The organism is Pseudomonas marincola, assembly GCF_900682675.2.
GTDB lineage: Bacteria > Pseudomonadota > Gammaproteobacteria > Pseudomonadales > Pseudomonadaceae > Aquipseudomonas > Aquipseudomonas marincola.
In genome coordinates this window covers 181,495-199,779 of sequence record NZ_LR215729.2, presented here as the reverse complement: position 1 = coordinate 199,779, position 18,285 = coordinate 181,495, and the positions used below count along the sequence as shown (strand labels likewise).

15 protein-coding genes and 1 pseudogene are annotated in these 18,285 nt (G+C 61.1%); 10 read left to right on the top strand and 6 right to left on the bottom strand.

Translation table 11 applies throughout. The features are described 5' to 3' along the window. Positions 1–341: 341 nt before the first annotated feature. Complete coding sequence (locus tag PMYSY11_RS00790) at positions 342–2,663, bottom strand: DUF1989 domain-containing protein (protein WP_134310428.1); 2,322 nt, start codon at positions 2,661–2,663, stop codon at positions 342–344. 329 nt (positions 2,664–2,992) lie between these two features. Here PMYSY11_RS00790 and PMYSY11_RS00785 point away from each other — a divergent pair, with 329 nt between their 5' ends. Then, positions 2,993–3,349: a cupin domain-containing protein gene (locus PMYSY11_RS00785; protein WP_031639052.1), complete on the top strand. Its 357-nt coding sequence runs from the start codon at positions 2,993–2,995 to the stop codon at positions 3,347–3,349. A 285-nt stretch (positions 3,350–3,634) separates the two neighbouring features. Here the strand turns inward: PMYSY11_RS00785 and PMYSY11_RS00780 are convergent, their stop codons facing one another. After that, positions 3,635–4,564 (bottom strand): recombinase family protein, encoded by a 930-nt coding sequence (locus PMYSY11_RS00780; protein WP_003150544.1) that lies wholly within the window; start codon positions 4,562–4,564, stop codon positions 3,635–3,637. A 201-nt stretch (positions 4,565–4,765) separates the two neighbouring features. On the opposite strand from PMYSY11_RS00780, the gene PMYSY11_RS00775 reads away from it, so the two are divergent. The 3 genes from PMYSY11_RS00775 to PMYSY11_RS00765 are packed head-to-tail and all read left to right on the top strand — an operon-like array spanning position 4,766 to position 8,418. Then, positions 4,766–5,005, top strand: a complete 240-nt coding sequence (locus PMYSY11_RS00775; RefSeq protein WP_003089107.1) for a ribbon-helix-helix domain-containing protein — start codon at positions 4,766–4,768, stop codon at positions 5,003–5,005. Next, a complete protein-coding gene (locus tag PMYSY11_RS00770; protein ID WP_150548056.1) occupies positions 5,005–5,421 on the top strand; it encodes a putative toxin-antitoxin system toxin component, PIN family in 417 nt (138 codons plus the stop codon). The genes PMYSY11_RS00775 and PMYSY11_RS00770 overlap by 1 nt, the downstream gene beginning before the upstream one ends. Positions 5,422–5,424: 3 nt before the next feature. Further along, complete coding sequence (locus PMYSY11_RS00765) at positions 5,425–8,418, top strand: Tn3 family transposase (protein ID WP_150548055.1); 2,994 nt, start codon at positions 5,425–5,427, stop codon at positions 8,416–8,418. Positions 8,419–8,430: 12 nt separating this feature from the next. Here PMYSY11_RS00765 and PMYSY11_RS21845 read toward each other — a convergent pair whose 3' ends face one another. The 3 genes from PMYSY11_RS21845 to PMYSY11_RS00755 are packed head-to-tail and all read right to left on the bottom strand — an operon-like array spanning position 8,431 to position 9,289. After that, positions 8,431–8,643: a GDCCVxC domain-containing (seleno)protein gene (locus tag PMYSY11_RS21845; protein WP_003089113.1), complete on the bottom strand. Its 213-nt coding sequence runs from the start codon at positions 8,641–8,643 to the stop codon at positions 8,431–8,433. A gap of 7 nt (positions 8,644–8,650) precedes the next feature. Next, positions 8,651–8,926: a mercury resistance system periplasmic binding protein MerP gene (gene merP / locus PMYSY11_RS00760; protein ID WP_003150552.1), complete on the bottom strand. Its 276-nt coding sequence runs from the start codon at positions 8,924–8,926 to the stop codon at positions 8,651–8,653. A gap of 12 nt (positions 8,927–8,938) precedes the next feature. Continuing rightward, positions 8,939–9,289 carry a mercuric transporter MerT family protein gene (locus PMYSY11_RS00755; RefSeq protein ID WP_003089115.1) on the bottom strand — a complete coding sequence of 117 codons (351 nt, stop codon included), beginning with the start codon at positions 9,287–9,289 and terminating at the stop codon, positions 8,939–8,941. Positions 9,290–9,363: 74 nt separating this feature from the next. On the opposite strand from PMYSY11_RS00755, the gene merR reads away from it, so the two are divergent. From merR to PMYSY11_RS00730, 5 genes and pseudogenes are all read left to right on the top strand, one after another. Continuing rightward, positions 9,364–9,762, top strand: coding sequence for an Hg(II)-responsive transcriptional regulator (gene merR, locus PMYSY11_RS00750; protein ID WP_003089120.1), 399 nt, complete (start codon positions 9,364–9,366; stop codon positions 9,760–9,762). A 90-nt stretch (positions 9,763–9,852) separates the two neighbouring features. Then, positions 9,853–10,356, top strand: a pseudogene (locus tag PMYSY11_RS00745) (IS91 family transposase); the annotation flags it as partial. 165 nt (positions 10,357–10,521) lie between these two features. Beyond that, entirely contained in the window at positions 10,522–12,087 is a 1,566-nt protein-coding gene (locus PMYSY11_RS00740) for a hypothetical protein (RefSeq protein WP_172970616.1), read from the top strand. Positions 12,088–12,212: 125 nt separating this feature from the next. Next, positions 12,213–14,693, top strand: coding sequence for a penicillin acylase family protein (locus PMYSY11_RS00735; protein ID WP_172970650.1), 2,481 nt, complete (start codon positions 12,213–12,215; stop codon positions 14,691–14,693). 8 nt (positions 14,694–14,701) lie between these two features. Further along, positions 14,702–15,499, top strand: a complete 798-nt coding sequence (locus PMYSY11_RS00730) for a helix-turn-helix domain-containing protein (RefSeq protein ID WP_150548052.1) — start codon at positions 14,702–14,704, stop codon at positions 15,497–15,499. Positions 15,500–15,707: 208 nt separating this feature from the next. Here the strand turns inward: PMYSY11_RS00730 and PMYSY11_RS00725 are convergent, their stop codons facing one another. Next, the gene (locus PMYSY11_RS00725) at positions 15,708–16,166 is read right to left on the bottom strand and encodes an Rrf2 family transcriptional regulator (protein ID WP_023124876.1); all 459 of its coding nucleotides are present in this window, start codon (positions 16,164–16,166) and stop codon (positions 15,708–15,710) included. 403 nt (positions 16,167–16,569) lie between these two features. Between PMYSY11_RS00725 and PMYSY11_RS00720 the strand changes: the two genes are divergently transcribed. Beyond that, entirely contained in the window at positions 16,570–18,264 is a 1,695-nt protein-coding gene (locus tag PMYSY11_RS00720; protein ID WP_150548051.1) for a ShlB/FhaC/HecB family hemolysin secretion/activation protein, read from the top strand. Positions 18,265–18,285: the final 21 nt, after the last annotated feature.

The following is an 18,285-nucleotide window of genomic DNA, read 5'->3' as shown; positions in this document are numbered from 1 at the left end:
CCTGCTTATGCCTGTCGGATCTACGTCGCAGCGTTCCGTGCAAGTATCGGGCTTTGGCGATTATGGCCACCTCACCCCGCTGCGCCGCCTCATCCGCTTCCTGTTCGTCAGGCCAGCATTTTGCCTCGGGCTTCCTTCAGATTCGCAGTCACCCGCGACACCCTTGCCTCTGGCTAACACTTCCCCTTGCCGGGTGTGTAGAGGACTTTCACCTCCAAGTCGCCAGGCTCACCACCACAGTGAACCCGACAGCGCCAGTCACGGCGCTACGCGCCATGCCTGGCGCACCACAAAAAAAGCGCCCACAAAGGGCGCTTTCATGAAAGGTATTTTCAGGGGTATCAGCTTCTCACTTTGATCCGCTCCGGATCATGGAAAGGCAGTGCCTGAACCTGAGCCGGCAACCGCTTCTGCAGTCCGTCCAGCTGACCCACTTCCAGTCGGGTACCCGGTTCAGACCAGGCAGGCTGAACGCGACAGAGTGCGATCATTTTGCCCAGCAAGGGCGAGGCCGTTGCGCTGGTTACCTGACCAACCGGCATGCGCCCGTCGTACACCAGATCACCGTGGTGAACAGGCTCATTGCCATCCAGCACCAGCCCCACCAGCTTCTGTCTGCTCTCAGGCGACTGCCGCTGCAGCGCCGCTCGCCCGCTGAAATCTTCTTCCTTGGTTTTCATCGGCACGGTGAAGCCGATGCCGGCCTCGTAGGGGTTGGTCTGGTTGCAGAATTCGTGCTCCGCAAAGATCAAGCCCGCCTCGATTCGCAGCATGTCCAACGCGGCAAACCCCAGTGGCGCCAGACCATGGGGCTGGCCAGCCTGCCAAATCGCATCCCATACCGCTGCGCCGTCATCAGGATGACACCACACTTCAAACCCTAACTCACCGGTGTAGCCGGTTCGCGAAACCATCAGCGGTATGCCTTCCGGCCCGCCCAAACGGCCAATGGTGAAGTGGAACCACTTCAATTCGCTCACCGGTGTCCGGTTTTCCGGCTGCCAAACCAGCTCCGACAGCAGCGCTCGGCTGTTGGGACCCTGCACAGCCAGGTTGTGCAGCTGGTCAGTCGACTCACGAATACTGACCCGATCACCGCGCTGTGCTGCCAACTCTCGCAGCCAGGTGCCAGACCAGGGATCGCCACATACCCAGCGGAAGGCCTGCTCCCCCATGCGGAACAATGTGCCATCATCGACCATGCCGCCGGTCTCGAAACAGGCGGCCGAGTAGACAATTTCACCCACCGCAAGCCGGCGCACATTACGGGTCAGGGCATACTGCAACAGCGCTTCGGCATCGGGGCCAACCACTTCGAACTTGCGCAACGGCGACAGATCCATGACAGCGACGGACTCACGACAGGCCAGATATTCGGCACGCGCGCCCCAACCTTCAAATTCAGTCGGCACCCAATAGCCGCGGTATTCATCAAAGTGCTTGGTGAGTTTCGAAGTACGGCTGTGAAACGCGGTCTGTTTGGTCATGCGCGGCAACTCCTCAGGCACCACGCGATGGGCAATGGCGCGCTCGAACTGGTTTTCCGCGCCATAGACGCGGACATGGATATCGGTGGGTATCCAGCCATTGGCCGGATCAATGTCATCAGGGCAGGCTGAAGACGCGCATATCAGGTCCCGATTCGCGCGCAGCAGGACGTAGTCACCGGGACGCGACCAGGGCTCATCCACGCCAACCGTGCCGCAGGGCTCGATCAGCGTGTTGAAGAAAAAATTAATGGCGGGCCAGCCAGCGCGGGGCGCCACGCCATATTCCCTCAATGCACGGTTGAAATTGTCCGTACAGCTGACATGACCGAAGTAGCCACTGTCCTCGTAATACTTGGGCGTGCAGGCCAGCAGGAAGCTGTCGTGACGACCGACCGTGTCCTGTACCAGCTCCAGCATCGGCTGCAGGCGGTTGTCGGCAAATCGTGAGTACAGCCCCGGCTGGGGCAAGGCGTGTCCCGCCAGGGTCCGTGTCGCCACCGCATCCAGCGTAATCTCTTCGCCTCTTTCCAGCGCCTCGGCATCGAAGGCGATGAAGTCGGAGCATTGCTTGCCCGCCACATCAATAATCTGAATCCACTCACCCGCCTTGACGCGGTATACACGTGCGCTGCTGTGTGGGACATGCACCTCCTGCACCGGCTCACTCAGCGGATCGGGCAGCTCAGTCATCTCGCCCGGCAAACGCCAGAAGGCAACATTCAACTCTGTCGCAGTCGTTTGCTCCTGAGGCATCATGTCAGCCCCCGGCGCAGCCAGCACCAGATGGATGGCCCCTGTACGCTCCGTGGCTTCAATCATGCACGGCAACTGCTCCGCATCCAGATGAAGCCCGCGTTGCAGATGGGATTCCTTAACGCCCCATGCCAGCAATCTTTGCCGCAGCCTGTCACCCGAAGGGCGCGACTGTTGCAGCTGCGCCTGCACCTCAGGCATACCGGAAGTGGCCTGTCCCAACTCCAGACGCTCACGCGCCGAGCCGGGGCCGTCATCAAGCATGAACAGCTCACAGCACTGCCCTTCGTCCGGGCTGTCAATCTGCAACCGCTCGCCCGGCAACAGTTTCACTCGCATTGCCTGTTGCGCCACAATGCGTTTGCGGCTCGTAGCCGGCGGCTCACCCGTGATCAAATGATCATGAAATTGCGTGTTCATACCTTCACCCCTGGCCACTCACATTCACATGGCCTGCGCCACCATTCGGTGCACAGGCCGGCGCCATGCCCTGTTGTGTGGCTCTTTTCCCACCAGAACAACGGCGCCGGCCACATCAACCATGGGTAAAAATTCTTTACCTGTAGTGATTTTCGGGCAATTCATCAAAGGAGCTACCTCTGTAGGGGTAGACCTGAATATGCTGGCATGATCCGTGCATTTTCACTCACGTTTAGACCCATGTGGCCGCTCTGATCCCGACAACAGGATTCTGTGGAGATAACCATGAAGAAACGCGTAGCCATTATTACCGTACAGAGGACTCTGACATGAGCAACACCCCCGTTACCCGTTTGCCCAACCGCCAGGCCAAGTCGATCACAGACCCCTTGCCGGACTGGACCGCCGTGGCCGGCGACCCCAGCATGACCACCTGGATCGAATACACCGCCGATGACGGCAGCATGATCAGCGGCTGGTGGGAAGCCACCCCCGGCACCTGGCATGCCAAATATGAGAGCTGGGAATTCATTCACCTGATGGAAGGTTCGGCGATCATCACGCCAGAAGGCGGCGAGCCCGTGGAAGTGGGCCCCGGCGACGCCTTCGTCATTGAAAAGGATTTTGTTGGCACCTGGGAAATTACCGCCCCGATCGTGAAGCACTTTGCGATCAAGCTGAAATAAGCGCTCACCTGTTAAAGCCCGACCGCCCGGCAGCAGGACCACACACCTCTGCCGGGCACCCTTACACTTCGTTGTTCTTCTCTTGCATGCCGCTTGGCTGAAAGCCCTGTGCCTCTAATTCTGATCCAATACGACCACACACTGGTTATTGGCAAAAGCCCCCTTTGCACTGAGGGTTCAACGGGTCATTGCAACACTCCGCACCTTGCGGACGGTAGCGGGAATTGGCCAGTCATTCCGAGTACGGGGTTTGGGGAGCAATGGAACCAAAAACCAACGTAAGCCCTACCAACGCTTTTCGGTGTCTTCTTCCCAGGCGCCCATCTCGACAAAACAGTTGCGCATGTCGGCCTCCTGGCTGATCTCGGTCAGCAGGTCATGCACGCTCTTGTCCAGCTCATCGTCGCTCCGATACGGAATGGTCAACTCATAGTGGCCGGCATCCAGCCGCTTCATGCCATAGGGCTCCAGGCAGTAGCGCTCAATGTTCTCCGTGGCCCGCTTCCGGCCGCGCACGAACTTGCTGTTATTCACCACCGCGAGGCGCAGGGTGACGGTGGCCACCCGCTCGGCGGCGGGCGGCTCTGCCGGCGACGCGGCCGAAGGCTGCTGGTCGCGTGACCTGGCGCTCTTCTGGTACGCGCCGATCTCGACACCACGGTGGCGCAGGTAGCTGTACAGCGTGCTCTTGGAGATGTGCAGCTTCTCGCCGATCGCGCTGACGCTCAGGCGACCTTCGCGGTAGAGGGTTTCGGCCGCCATGGCGGTGGCCTCAGCCTTGGCTGGCAGGCCCTTGGGACGGCCACCGATCCGGCCACGCGCCCGTGCGGCCGACAGACCCGCCTGAGTCCGCTCGCGGATCAGCTCGCGCTCGAACTCCGCCAGCGAGGCGAACAGGTTGAACACCAGGCGGCCTTGGGCGTGGGTGGTGTCGATGGGGTCATTCAGGCTCTGTAAGCCGACCTTGCGCTCTGCCAGCTCGCCGACCAACTCGACCAGGTGCTTGAGGGAACGCCCAAGGCGATCCAGCTTCCAGATCACCACGGCATCACCCGGCCGCACGTTGGCCAGCAGTTTGTCCAACTCCGGCCGGGCGCTTTTCGCGCCGCTGGCGATGTCTTGGTAGATGCGTTCGCACCCGGCCTGTTTCAGGGCATCGACTTGTAGGTCGGCTTTCTGATCCCGAGTGCTCACTCGCGCATAACCGATCTTCATCAAAAGTACTGTTTACTCGACTACGTTAGTAATAGTTGAACTTTGATTAAGCGTACCAGTTATTTGAACCGTAGCGCGGGGAGCTTAACGAACCGAGCCATTCCTCGATAGAGTTCGGCAAAACCTTCGTTTTGTCGAACCATTGCATCGCCCTTTGTGATTGGCGTATAAACACACAAACACCTATTAGCGGAGAACGCTATGAATACCATTCGCTGGAATGTCGCCGTCTCGGCCGACACCGACCAGTCGCTTCGGATGTTTCTGGCCAGCCAGGGCGGCGGCCGTAAGGGCGACCTGTCGCGCTTCATCGAAGAAGCGGTACGGGCACACATCCTGGAGCTGAGCGCTGAGCAGGCCAAGGCCGCTAACGCCCATCTGAGTGAGGCAGAATTGACCAACGCGGTTGACGAAGCGCTCGACTGGGCACGTAAGCGCTGATGCGGGTCGTGTTGGATACCAACATCCTGTTCAGCGCCCTGATCTCGCCACATGGCGCGCCCGATGCGATCTACCGTGCCTGGCGGGCGGCGCGTTTCGAGGTGGTGACCTCGCGGATGCAACTCGATGAAATTCGTCGAGCCAGCCGCTATCCCAAGCTTCAGGCCATCCTACAGCCCGCCAAGGTGGGCGCCATGATCAATAACCTGCAACGGGCTGTGGTACTGGAGCGCCTGACCATCGAGGTCGAAGCCGATGATCCGGATGACTCGTTTTTGCTGGCCATGGCCATGGCCTTGGCGGGCGATGCGGACTACCTGGTAACCGGTGATCGCCGCGCCGGCCTGCTGCAACGCGGGCACATCGAACGCACGCGGATCGTCACGCCCGCCGTGTTCTGCGTCGAGGTGCTGTGATCAATGCCGGTCGGTTTTCTGACTCAAGAGCAACGCGACGGTTTTGGCCGCTATGTTGATTCGCCCAGCCGTGAAGAGCTGGAACGTTACTTCCACCTGAGCGATGAAGACCGTGAAGCCATCCAGGTGCTGCGGGGTAACCATAACCGTCTGGGTTATGCCGTTCTGCTGACCACCGTCCGCTTCGTTGGCGTTCTGCCGGACAAGCCCGCCGCCGTGCCGGTGGAAGTCCTGCAGGTGCTTTGCCGACAACTGGCGATTCCAGACCCCGACTGCCTCCAGCGCTATAGCGATCATCGCCGCTGGATACATGCCACCGATATTCAGAACCGCTTTGGCTATCGTCATTTCACCGATCCGGGCATCGGCTTTCGCTTGAGCCGCTGGCTGTATGCCCTCTGCTGGACGGGCACCGACCGGCCGGGAGTGCTGTTTGAGCGAGCCACCTCGTGGCTGTTCACACAGAAAGTCCTCCTGCCTGGTGTGTCTCAACTAGAGCGCTTTATCGCCCAGTTGCGCAGTCGGGTCGAAGAACGCCTCTGGTTTACGCTGGGCCGCAGCGTGACTGAGGAACAGCGATTGCAACTGCAAGACTTGCTGACGGTGGCCGAAGGCAACCGCAGCTCCCGGCTGGATCAATTGCGCTCCGGCCCGGTCATGGTCAGTGGCCCCGCGTTGATTCGGGCACTGCGCCGGCTCGATGACGTGCGCGGCATCGGCATCACCTTGCCGGCGGCGGCGCACATCCCTCCCAGCCGTATCGCCGCCCTGGCCCGCTTCGCCAACACGGCCAAGGTCACCGCGATTAATCGGCTGCCGGCGTCGCGGCGGATGGCGACACTGGTGGCCTTCGCACTCTGCCTGGAGGCGACTGCGCACGACGACGCACTGGAAGTCCTGGAGGCCTTGCTGCGCGACCTGTTCAGCAACGCGGAGAAGGCCGACAAGAAAGCCCGCATGCGCAGCCTGAAAGACCTGGATCGGTCGGCCGCGACGCTCGCCGCCGCGTGCAAGGTCGTGCTGGACAGCTCGATCAGCGATGACAACGTGCGCGCCCGGCTGTTCAACGACCTGCCGAGGACCACCCTGGAAAAGGCCCTGGAAGAGGTCAACGCGCTGATCCGCCCGGTAGATGACGTCTATTTTCTTGCATTGGAAGCGCGCTACCGCAGCGTGCGCCGCTTCCTGCCCGACCTGCTCAAGCACATCCGCTTCGGCTTCAGCCCGGCCGGCAAGGGCGTGGCGGCTAGTCTGGAGTGGCTGCAACTGAACCTGCCGCGCCGGAAGCCAGAGGATGACGCGCCGCAGGAGATCGTGGCCAAGGCTTGGCAGAAGCACATCACCCGCGAAGATGGCTCCCTCGACATGGGTGCCTATGTGTTCTGCACGCTCGATGCGCTGCGCACGGCCCTGCGCCGCCGCGATGTCTTCGTCTCGCCCAGTTGGCGCTATGCCGACCCGCGCCTTGGCCTGCTCGACGGTGCCGAATGGCTGGCGGCGCGACCGATCATCTGCCGGTCACTGGGCCTGACCATCGACGCCAAAACCACCCTGGACGCCTTGTCCGTCGAGCTGGATGCAACCTGGCTGGCAGTAGCCGCGCGCCTGCCCGACAACCCGGCGATTCAACTGAGCGAGAACACCGAGGGCAAGACCGAACTGTCGCTCGGGGCGCTGGACAAGCTGGACGAGCCCTGCTCGTTGCTGCAACTGCGGGCGGCCGTGTCTGACCTGATGCCGCGTGTCGATCTGCCGGAAATCCTCTTGGAAATCGCCGCCCGCACTGGCTTTTCCGAGGCCTTCACCCATGTCTCCGAACGCAATGCACGCGCCGACAACCTGGTCACCAGCCTCTGCGCGGTGCTGTTGGGCGGGGCCTGCAACACCGGCCTGGAGCCCTTGATCCGCACCGACAACCCGGCGCTGCGCCGTGACCGGCTGTCCTGGGTCAGCCAGAATTATATCCGCGACGACACCCTGTCAGCGGCTAACGCCATCCTGGTCGGAGCGCAAAGCCAACTGGAACTGGCCCAAGTCTGGGGTGGCGGCGAGGTCGCCTCCGCCGATGGCATGCGCTTCGTCGTACCGGTGCGCACCGTGCATGCCGGCCCCAATCCGAAGTATTTCGGCACCGGCCGGGGTGTCACCTGGTACAACCTGATTTCCGACCAATTCTCCGGCCTCAACGCCATCACCGTGCCCGGCACGCTGCGCGACAGCCTGGTGTTGCTGGCGGTCGTGCTGGAACAGCAGACCGAGTTGCAGCCGACGCAAATCATGACCGACACCGGGGCCTACAGCGATGTGGTGTTCGGGCTCTTCCGCCTACTTGGCTACCACTTCAGTCCGCGGCTGGCCGATGTCGGCGGTACCCGCTTCTGGCGCACGCGCCCGGACCCGGACTACGGCAAGCTCAACGGGCTGGCCCGCCAGTCGGTCAAACTCGACCTGATCGCCGAGCACTGGGACGACCTGCTGCGCCTGGCCGGCTCGCTCAAACTCGGCCGGGTGCCGGCGACTGGCATCATGCGCACGCTGCAAACGGGAGATAGACCCACCCGGCTGGCCCAGGCGCTGGCCGAATTCGGGCGGATCGAAAAGACTCTGCACACGTTGACCTATATCGACGACGAGTCCAAGCGCCGCGCCACCCTGACCCAGTTGAACCGAGGCGAAGGCCGGCACAGCCTGGCCCGCGCCGTGTTCCACGGCAAACGCGGCGAGCTCCGCCAGCGCTACCGCGAAGGCCAGGAAGACCAGCTCGGTGCTCTGGGCCTGGTGGTGAACATCATCGTGCTGTGGAACACCCTCTACATGACGGCGGCCGTGGAACGGCTCAAGCAGCACGGCTATCCAGTGCTGGAAGAGGATTTGGCCCGGCTATCGCCGCTGATCTACGAGCACATCAACATGCTCGGGCGGTATTCCTTTGCGGTACCGGAAGAAGTTGCGCGCGGCGAGCTGCGGCCACTGCGTAATCCAGACGACGACCTGTGATCCCCCTAAACGCTATGAGCAACACCCAAGCTGCTGCTGGATCGGCGGGCACTTCACCGAGCCGAACGAACAGAAAACGCAGCAATCCCCTGGGTTGGGGCGCAGCAGCGCCTTGCAGTTGCTGCACTCGTAATAGAACTGGCAGGCGTCCGTGGGCATGGTTTCCGGCTTGGCGAAGCCGCAGCGCGGGCAAGTCAGCACGGACTCAAGGACAATGGCGCTCATCGTGACCTCACTTCTGCACTGTGGAGGGGTATCCCGCGTTCGCGGTCGCCTCAGTCAGTGCCTCGGGCTGGGCCTTATCGGGATCGTAGGTGACGGTCGCCGTCTTCTGGTCGAAATTGACCTGGACGTCACTCACGCCGGACACCTTCTCCAGCGACTTCTTGACCGTGATCGGACAGAGTCCGCACGTCATGTTCTGCACGTCGAGCGTGACGGTTTTCGGGGGAGCCGCCAGCGCCACGAAGGGCAAGGCGAAAAGCACGGCGATCAGCAGTTTGCGCATGGTTAATCTCCTTCAGTAGAACAGCGGGGCGAGCCACGGCACGGCCAATAGGCCGAGCAGCAGCACGCTGACGATCCAGAACACGAGTCGCTGTCGCACGAGCGTGCGCGGATCGGCGCAGGGTGTACCTGGCGTACAAACCTGTGGCACCAGGTAGAGCTTGCGGAATGCCAATCCCAGGAACAGTAGAGTCAACCCGATGAAGAGGGGGCGTAGTGGCTCCATCATGGTCAGAGCGCCCACCCACGTACCGCCGACACCGAGTGCCAACAGCACCAGTGGCCCGACACAGCACACCGACGCACCGATGGCGGTCAGCGAACTCGCGACCAGCGAGCCTTTCCCGGTGAGTTGCATCCCCATTCCCATCTCCTGAGCCTGATTGCCTAGGTGCTATTCTAAACTCCGTACCAAAGTACGGAATCAAGGAGAAAGTGATGGCCACAGAGCTGACCATTGGCAAGCTGGCAGACGCCGCCGGGGTGAACGTCGAGACGATCCGCTACTACCAGCGACGCGGGCTGCTGGATGAACCAGCCAAACCCTTGGGTGGCCATCGGCGCTATCCGGTGGACATGGTGAAGCGACTGCGTTTCATCAAGCGGGCTCAGGCGCTGGGTTTCACGCTCTCGGAAGTCGGTGGACTGCTGACGCTGGATGAGTCGTGCGCCTGTGCCGAAACGCGAGCACGGGCTGCACGCAAGCTCGCGTTGATCGAGCAGAAGATGGCCGACTTGGTCGTCATGCAGCAACTGTTAGGCGAACTGGTGCAGCAATGTGATGCGGGAGACGGCGGAACGATCTGCCCGATCATCGAGGCACTGATCAGAGAGTAATGCCTGGCGGGTGAGCTGGAGATCGGAAAGCCCCTTTACGGTGGGATTCAGAGCTTACGTTGGTTTTTGGTTCCATTGCTCCCCAAACCCCTGCCACCGCCACGCACCCACCGGCACCGCTACTTTGGTGTGCTGGCACCAAACTCGCCGCTGAGAGCGGCGGTAACGGCGCTGGCTCAGCCTGCTGCGTCGCAACCAGCCACGGTGGAGACTGCACAACCTGGCGCGGGCGTACCTGGGGTGGCGGCGCCGGGCAACGCGGCCACACCCACACCCGAACCTGAAGCACGCCCGAAGCGAGCGGCGCATTACTTGTGGGCGGTGCTGATTGCCCGCATCTACGAGGCATTTCCGCTGCTGTGCCCCATGTGCGGTGGGCAGATGCGCATCATTGCCTTCATCACCCACAGCGCCGAAATCCGCCACATCCTGAACCACATCGGGGTGGAGTCTGCCCCCCCGCACATCACCCCGGCACGCGGGCCACCGCTGTGGGAGGGCTGCGACGCGCCGGTGGATGATGGTGCGCAAGGCGAGCCGGATTGGGATCTGGCAGCTCAACCCGACGAGGTAGACCAGCGCGTCAATTGGTGACCCAGTGAAGCGGCGGTATCCATCGCTGCGGGGAAGCAGCTGCGCGCGCGCCAGGCCCAAATGCATACTGCCTCCCAAGCTCTTGCCATTGAGCGGCAAGCGAGCGCTCAACCTTCCTTGGCCGAACGTGTTTCGAGGCCCAAAACTCGTGCCATACTTGGCCTCATGCGGTTGAATTTCCTATCCGTCGTGCCCAAGAAGACCGATGCCCCACCCACCCCCGAAGAACTTGCCGCACTGGAGGCGATGTTCAAGGGAGCGGATGCCTATTTCAGCGAAAGCGGCGAGCGCCGCCGCTTCATGCAGACGGCCAACGGCCTGAACGACAGCGACCAGCACCTGCTGCAGGCCGTGTTGAAAGGCAGGCTCACGCACGAAGCCGCGCTGGCGGGTGCCGCCACCGCGCACAGCCCCCTGCGCATCGCCAACGCGCTGCTGGAGCTGGAAACCAAGGTCAAGAAAAGCAAGGACCGCATCCTGCTGGACTTCATCTTCGCCTTGCTCCAGTCCAAACGCGTGGCCGAAGGCCTGAGCCGCGTGTGGTTCTTCCCCTGGGAGCTGTCGCTGGTGCTGAACAAGCAGCTCACGGCAGAGCAAGTGCGCTTCATCTGGCACAGCCGCAAGGACCACTATGCCAAGGAGCTGGTGCCCGACTCCGCCCGCGTGCTCGCCAGACACCCCCAGTGCCCGCCCGACGTGCTCGAAGCCCTGCTGCCCGTGGACGATGCCATGCTGCGCAAGATCCTCGCCATGCATGCCAATACCTCGGCAGCAATCACCCGGTTCTTCCTCAACAGCCCGCGCAAGCCCGAGCGCCTGAACCTGGCGATGTCGCGCCATGCCGACAGCGACGTGCTGCTCGCCCTGCTGCGCGACAAGCACGACGAAGTGAGCCGCGCCGCAAAAAAGAACCTTGCGCAGCGCTTCCCGGCGCTGCAGGTCACCGAAGCGGCCATCCAGGCCGCCATCGAACAACACATCGCCAAGCCCTACACCAAGCCGGTTGCCCCCAAGGCTGCGTTCGACCCCAGGGCCGCCACCCAGGCCGGCCCCGAAAGCGTGCTGGCGCTCGACAGTGCCCAGCGCAAGCGTGTGGCAGAGACGAGCACCGACCCCGAACTGCTGCGCCTGCTTGCGGCCGACAGCAGCAAGGCCGTGCGCCGGGCGGTGGCCAAGAGAAACAGCCCTGCGCCGGATGTGCTCCAGGCGCTGGCGCGGGACCCCGATACCGAAACGTCGAACAACGCACTGCGGGCTATTGTTGGGTCATCGCCCGACGCCACGGCCGAGGATCTGCTCGACCCCGAAGCCCTGGACGCCGCACACCGTGAGCTTGCCCGGCATGTCGCACAGAACAGCCGCCAGTCCGGCTACGAAGAGGCGTTCAGCCCCCTGCAGAAGCAAGACTTCGCCCGAGCACTGTTCGTGGCCGAACACACCCGCAACCCGCTGATCCAGCTGATGCTGGTCAAGGACCTGGAGGCGATTCCGCCCGTGCACACCGTGCGGTGGGACCTGCTCAAAGCCCTGTCCGGCAACCGCCACCTGAGCGAGGCCGTGTGCCGCAAGATCGTGGTGGGGCTGGGGTTTGGCGGGTTCGATCCCATCCAGCGCTGCAACAGCGCAGCCTTGCTGCGGGAGTGGCTGGCGCCGGGGACGGTGCCGGCGCATTACCGGTCGACGGTGGAGACGCGGCTGGCGGAGTTGGAGGTGAAGTCCCTGTCTGCATAGTGCGCTGAACAACATGTTTGGACTCTGTCACCAACGCAACTTGGCAGCCGTTCTTTACATGCGATAGCTACCCCTCCCTCTCCATACTCTGGATGACTTGCATCATCAATAACTATGGAGGCAAAATGTCGGCATCCCGTTATCGTCAGCAGCGTTCACTCTTTTTCGGAGCAATCCTCACAGCCGTTGCAGTAGCCAGCCCTGTCGCTCGCGGAGGCAGCGATGAAGACGCTGCGCTTTCTCCAGGAAATGAACCTGGTTCGAGCAAACAGGAGGTATTGATTTCAAGGGATAAAATGGGCGTGCCGTTTGTTCAGGGCGCAACGGCCGAAGCTGTCCTGTATGGAGCGGGGTATGCGTCGGCTCAGGATCGGCTTTTTCAGATCGAGTTCCTTCGCCGTACAGCCAATGGATCACTCGCCGAGCTGTTGGGTCCATCCGTCTTGGAAATGGACAAGGAAGCCCGGATTGACGGCTTCACAGACTCTGAAATTAGAGCTCAGATTGATGCTCTGCCCGAAGAGCACAAAAAGCTTTTCAAAGCAATGGTGAAGGGTGCCAACGCTTATATCGCGAAGGCCATCGAAGAGCCCAAGGTGTACATGCCGCTCGAATTCGAGAAATACGGCATTTCCCTCAAGCCAATTACCGAGGAGGATGCGGCTCGCATAACTCAGCTGACGGTTCGCACCTATGGCGGCAACGGGGGGAATGAGTTGAACAATCTGGCGTTTCTCGCGGAAATGCAGAAGCGCCACGGTTCTGCCAAGGCGCAGAAAATCTTTGATGACATTGTGGTGCTGGACGATCCCGATGCAGACACCGTGGTGCGGCGCAATGCATCCACTGCGGTAGCCATGGCGCGCAAGGCAGTGGTGATTCCCAGGAAAATCCCGGCTTCCACAATCGAGGTTGCTCAAAAGCTGCGCGAAACGCGGGTGGCGAGGGCTGAATTGATGGAACGAATAGGCTTCAAACGTGGTGCAAGCCGTTCACTGATAGTTGGCCCTCAGCGCAGCGCGGATGGCAAGGTCATGATGATGCAATCCACAGCGGATGGCTATGACATGTCGATCTCAGGCGGCGGTTTGAACGCATCGGGGCTGACCATCGGCCTCGGGGTTCCGGTGATGGGTCGCGGTTTCCAGCACGGATGGCTCATCACCACTGGCGAAAGCGACACCATCGACGTGATGGAGCATGACATCAACCCCAGCAATCCTGGCCAGTACCGGTACAACGGCGCTTGGAAGAACTTTGAATCGCGCGAAGAGACGATCAATGTTCGCGGCAGCAGCCCCGTCAAAATCAAGGTCCTGCGCTCCGTCCAGGGCCCTATCTTCCAGATGGACGAACAAGCGGGCAAGGCTTATGCCCGTCGCAACGCCGTGTGGGGCAGGGAACTGCAGGGGTTCGTGTCCAGCATCGAATTTGGCCGGGCGAAGTCCCTTGCTGAATTTCGCCAAGCTGCCAGTGCGGTGGTGCAGAACTTCAACCTGAGCTATGGGGGCGAAGACGGTCACATCGAAATCTGGCACAGCGGCCTGCAACCTGTTCGACCGGCAGGCGTCGATCCACGCCTGCCGGCCAAGGGTGATGGTAGCCAGGATTGGCAAGGGTTCGTTCCGTTTGATCGGTGGGTGAACGAGGCCAACCCGAAGGACGGCTACTTCTTTGCGTGGAACAACAAGGCATCCAAGGAAAGCACCTATGGCGATACCTCGCGCTATGGTGAAACCTTTCGTACCTGGATGGCGCACGACCTGATGGCTGCAAAGCCCAAGGTTACGATGGCCGACATGAAGAATTTCAACTATTCGCTGGCCCATGGTTTCGGGGGCGTTGATCTATCTTCCACGTCGCCGAAATTCTTCCAGCCCTATCTGGAAAAGGCCGTTCGCGAAGACGCAGACCCACGGCGCAGGCGCGCTGTCGAACTGATGGTCGGCTGGAATGCGCTGCGCGAAGACAAGAATGGCGACGACAAGTACGACAGCGCAGGGCAGACAATCTTTGAAAACTGGCGCGCACTGGCTCTCAAAGAAGTGTTCAATGACGTGATCGGTGATTGGGCCGAAAAGCTTGACGCTCCGCTTTACGTAAAGTACCGCACCAGCTTGCTGCTGCGAGCTCTGAAGGGTAAAGCTGCCGGCAAGCCATTTTCGGTGGACTATCTCAACGGGCGCGATATCGACGCGGTGGTTCGTAAGACGCTCGACACGACCCTGGCCGAGATGGAGAAGAAATTCGGCACTGCCGACATGAATGCCTGGCTGACTCCGGTGGCCTACAAAACTTTCAGCAGTTCGAGCTTGATGGGGAGTCTTGCCGTTGACCTGGGCAAGATTCCAGCCAAGATCAAGGACAACGGCAACGAGAACTGGAACGCGATCATGAAAATTGACGCATCCCGTTTGCCCATCGAGACCTTGATTCCGACAGGCGGTCAGAGTTGGTTTATCAATACCAGTGGCACTGCCAGCCCGCATATTTCCGACCAGGTTGAACGCCATCGGGATCTGGACTTCAAGTCGGTCGCTACGTCCGACAAAGACGCTGCAGTTGCGGCTGTGGGCACTCCAATCAAATTGACATTCGCGCCTTGAATGCTTAGATGATGGGTGACGAAACGGGGTGCTTGTATGTGGCACGCGACTGGCTTCTGTATGTGTCGGAGTGTCAGTCGTATTCAGGGCTCAAGAACAATGCCCCCGCGTTGTCGATCAGCCCGCGCGGCACGTGGACGGTGACGCACGGGAGTAGCGAGACAACGGGACGGGTCTTTCTGCACCCCCCCAATGTCGAACGCTCTGGTCACGGGTTTGGGGTCATTGCGCTGTGGCCCCTGCCTTGCACACCTTTATCGATGGCGCTTTATGCGGCAACGAAGAATAGCGTTGCTTCAATTTCCAGCCCAGAGCTTCTGGACTGCAAAGCGGTCCAGAAGCTCATTGCGCTGTTTCCTGACCTGTTGAAAGGACATCAGCAAGATTGGCTCGCTGAGGCGATTGGAAGCATCGAAGTGCATGTCACGGCAATCACAAAAGACTTGCGCCCGCCTGATACCCGTGCCATGGGGCTGGCCACTTTGTTGCGCAGGAACTTCCCCTCTCAGGGAAACCTCGGTGACCATGCGCAGAAGTTGGGCTTGTCGAAAGAAAGGCTTCGCCACGTATTTGTCCACAGCTTCAATTTGCGCATCTCGCAGTACATCGCATGGCTCAAGCTCCATGCGACACTGACATACGCCTGTTCCTCACTATCCAAGCTCACGGTGACGGAGGCGGCGCTGGCGGGAGAGTTTTTCGATGCGGCTCATCTCGCAAACGCTTCCTCACGCATGTTCGCGACACGCCCCTCCGAGACGCTGGCGGAAACCTTCCACTTCGTCGCTGTTCCCGACGTGGGTTGATTCGTCCCGTCTTTGCCAGGCACAGAGGCTTCAAGCAGCATCCGCAATGGTCACATACGCAGGCGCGGACAAAGAAAGCGGCCAATTCAGTTGGGCCAGGAGTGCAGTACTGACCACGACGGTACTGGTGTCGCAATCCGAGCCGGCTGCGTCACTCTGTTGATTGGATTGAGCCCGCCTTCCTCCTCGGCGGCCCATGGCAGGTCAATCAGTGCCCTGCCGGCCCGTGCGCCGTCCACCCCTTGGCCACGCACTCCGCATCGAACTGCCGGGCCAGATCCGCCAGCGCAATCGACCCCAGCCGCGCGATCAGCAGCGCCTCCGCCTGGCGCAGCGCATCGTCCAGCGCCGCATTGACCACGCGCTCCACCGCGCACTCGGGGTTGTCGCTGCCGTTGCCTATGGCAAACAGGTGCGGCCCGCCCACGGCGTGGTGGATGTCGAGCAGCGTGACCTGCGCCAGATCGCACGCAATCGTCCAGCCGCCGCCGTGGCCTTTTTCCGAACGCACATAGCCCGCATCGCGCAGGCCTGCCATCGTGCGGCGCACCACCACGGGGTTGGTGCCCAGCATGGTGGCGATCTGCTCGGAGGTGAAGGGCGCATCGTGCCGCGCCATGTGCAGCAGCACGTGGAGCATGCGAGACAAACGGCTGTCGCTTCTCATGAAACTCTGATTCTGGTGCGAAATTGCACTCGTTTGACCATCCCGTTGCGCTCAACTTGATCAGTCAATTGCACGAGCACTGCACACCCAATTGCATGCGTGCTGACCATGACACATGGCGCTACCACACGATCTGCCCTGCAGGCACTCAACGAAATCCTTAGCAACCACCAACCTTGGACAGGCACTGTGCAGCTTGTGAGCATTTTTCCGGCTGCTGACAAAAATGGTCGGTAGCGTCATGCCCGCCTACGAGCCGAAGTTGACTACCAGCCCCCTTAAGGATGTGAACGGTCATTCATCACACTTTAATCTGGATGGGATTGCAGTTCAGGCAGTTCTGACTAAAATTTCGCCGCTTTGATATTGAAGTGCCAGCTTTTCTTGCCAGGGATTGGTCGCGATGCGTCAGCAGCAGTTCGCCACGCTTTTTGCATTTATTTGCCTTTTTTCTGCCTCTGCGGTCGCCCAGCAGCCTCTGCCTGCTGATCGTGATCTGATTCGTGATCGCCAGGAGCGCCTGCTCGAAGAGCAGCGCAAGCGCATCGAGGAGCTCCAGCAACTTCCGGGGCGAGAGGCTTCTGCCGAACATGCGCAGCCAGCTCAGGACGAGCGCTGCTTCGAGATCAAATCCATCAAGCTGCAGGGCGTGAGCCTGCTGTCCGAATCCACGCAGCAGGAACTGCTCAAGCCATTCCTCAATCGCTGCCTGGGCGCCAACCAGCTCAATGAGCTACTCAAGGCCATTACCCAGCACTACATTGACCAGGGCTACGTCACTTCGCGCGCCTACCTGCCGCAGCAGGATCTGAGCGATGGCGAGCTGGAAGTGTTGGTGGTGGAAGGGCGAGTAGAGGGGCTGGACAGCTCCGCTATCGCCACCGAGCGCGAACTCGCCATGGGCTTTCCCGGTGAACCAGGGGAGCCGCTGAATCTGCGGGAGATGGAGCAGCTGGTCGATCAGCTCAATCGTTTGCCCTCACGCCCTGCGCAGCTAGAGCTACTTCCGGGCAAGGAGGTTGGTGGCAGTCGTGTGCAGCTAAAGGGCGAGCCAACCAAGCCTTGGCGGGTTGGCCTCAACCGACACAACGATGGCGACGCCAGTACCGGTGAGCAACAGTGGGGTGCCAGCTTGGACTGGGACAGCCCGCTCGGCTTGGCCGACCAGCTCAGTTTACGTGGCGGTGGCGATGCGGTGAGTGATCAGTGGCGTCACTCTGCCAACCAGAGCTTGTACTACAGCTTGCCCTATGGCTGGTGGACGTTCAGCTACAGCTACAGCCAGAGCTACTACCGCACCCGCAACGAAGGGGCCGGGTTCGCTTTCGAGACCGACGGAGAGAGCAAGAACCAGCAACTGCGCGGCGAGCGCGTACTGCATCGCGACAGTGTGAGCAAGACCGCCGCGAGCCTCGGCATCAGCCAGGTGCACACCCGCAACTACATCGAAGACAACCTGATCGATGTGTCCAGCCAGCGGCTCACCGAAAGCCAACTTGGCTTCAACCATGGTCGACGTATCGGCAACGCTTTCGTCAACCTGGATCTCGGCTGGCAGCGTGGCACCGGCGCCCTGGATGCCCAGCGCGACGACCATCCCCAAGGCGGTCAACCGGTCGCTCGATACAACAAATACAGCCTCACGGCCAGCTACCTGCAGCCACTCCAGTTGTGGGGTGAATCCCTCAGCTTCGACAGCCTACTCAATGCCCAACGCAGCGAGGACGTGCTCTACGGCCCTCAGCGCATCAGCATCGGTGGACTCAGCTCGGTGCGTGGTTTCAAGGAGCAATCACTGTCCGGCGATAGTGGCGGCTACTGGCGCAACCAGCTGCGCTGGCGTCGCCCCGTCACCTGGGAGGCATTGCGCCCCTTCGTGCACGAGTACGGCATGGCCTTCGCCTACGACATGGGCTTGATTCATGGCGGGCGCTACAACCCCGAGTTGCGTGGACGCCTGAGCGGCAATGCCATCGAGCTCAACGCCCGCGGTCAGTATCTGGCGGCCTCGGTCACCTTCGCCCGCTCGCTGGAGCGACCGGACGCCATCGAGCGGCAGGAACATCCGGTCTATTTCCGCTTCGATCTTTTCTTCTGATTTTCCGGCTCTGAGCAGGAG

Excerpts from the sequence above, each read along its gene's own strand:
- PMYSY11_RS00790 (WP_134310428.1), bottom strand. The coding sequence starts at position 2,663 with ATGAACACGCAATTTCATGATCATTTGATCACGGGTGAGCCGCCGGCT.
- PMYSY11_RS00785 (WP_031639052.1), top strand. The coding sequence starts at position 2,993 with ATGAGCAACACCCCCGTTACCCGTTTGCCCAACCGCCAGGCCAAGTCG.
- PMYSY11_RS00780 (WP_003150544.1), bottom strand. The coding sequence starts at position 4,564 with ATGAAGATCGGTTATGCGCGAGTGAGCACTCGGGATCAGAAAGCCGAC.
- PMYSY11_RS00775 (WP_003089107.1), top strand. The coding sequence starts at position 4,766 with ATGAATACCATTCGCTGGAATGTCGCCGTCTCGGCCGACACCGACCAG.
- PMYSY11_RS00770 (WP_150548056.1), top strand. The coding sequence starts at position 5,005 with ATGCGGGTCGTGTTGGATACCAACATCCTGTTCAGCGCCCTGATCTCG.
- PMYSY11_RS00765 (WP_150548055.1), top strand. The coding sequence starts at position 5,425 with ATGCCGGTCGGTTTTCTGACTCAAGAGCAACGCGACGGTTTTGGCCGC.
- PMYSY11_RS21845 (WP_003089113.1), bottom strand. The coding sequence starts at position 8,643 with ATGAGCGCCATTGTCCTTGAGTCCGTGCTGACTTGCCCGCGCTGCGGC.
- merP (WP_003150552.1), bottom strand. The coding sequence starts at position 8,926 with ATGCGCAAACTGCTGATCGCCGTGCTTTTCGCCTTGCCCTTCGTGGCG.
- PMYSY11_RS00755 (WP_003089115.1), bottom strand. The coding sequence starts at position 9,289 with ATGGGGATGCAACTCACCGGGAAAGGCTCGCTGGTCGCGAGTTCGCTG.
- merR (WP_003089120.1), top strand. The coding sequence starts at position 9,364 with ATGGCCACAGAGCTGACCATTGGCAAGCTGGCAGACGCCGCCGGGGTG.
- PMYSY11_RS00740 (WP_172970616.1), top strand. The coding sequence starts at position 10,522 with ATGCGGTTGAATTTCCTATCCGTCGTGCCCAAGAAGACCGATGCCCCA.
- PMYSY11_RS00735 (WP_172970650.1), top strand. The coding sequence starts at position 12,213 with ATGTCGGCATCCCGTTATCGTCAGCAGCGTTCACTCTTTTTCGGAGCA.
- PMYSY11_RS00730 (WP_150548052.1), top strand. The coding sequence starts at position 14,702 with ATGATGGGTGACGAAACGGGGTGCTTGTATGTGGCACGCGACTGGCTT.
- PMYSY11_RS00725 (WP_023124876.1), bottom strand. The coding sequence starts at position 16,166 with ATGAGAAGCGACAGCCGTTTGTCTCGCATGCTCCACGTGCTGCTGCAC.
- PMYSY11_RS00720 (WP_150548051.1), top strand. The coding sequence starts at position 16,570 with ATGCGTCAGCAGCAGTTCGCCACGCTTTTTGCATTTATTTGCCTTTTT.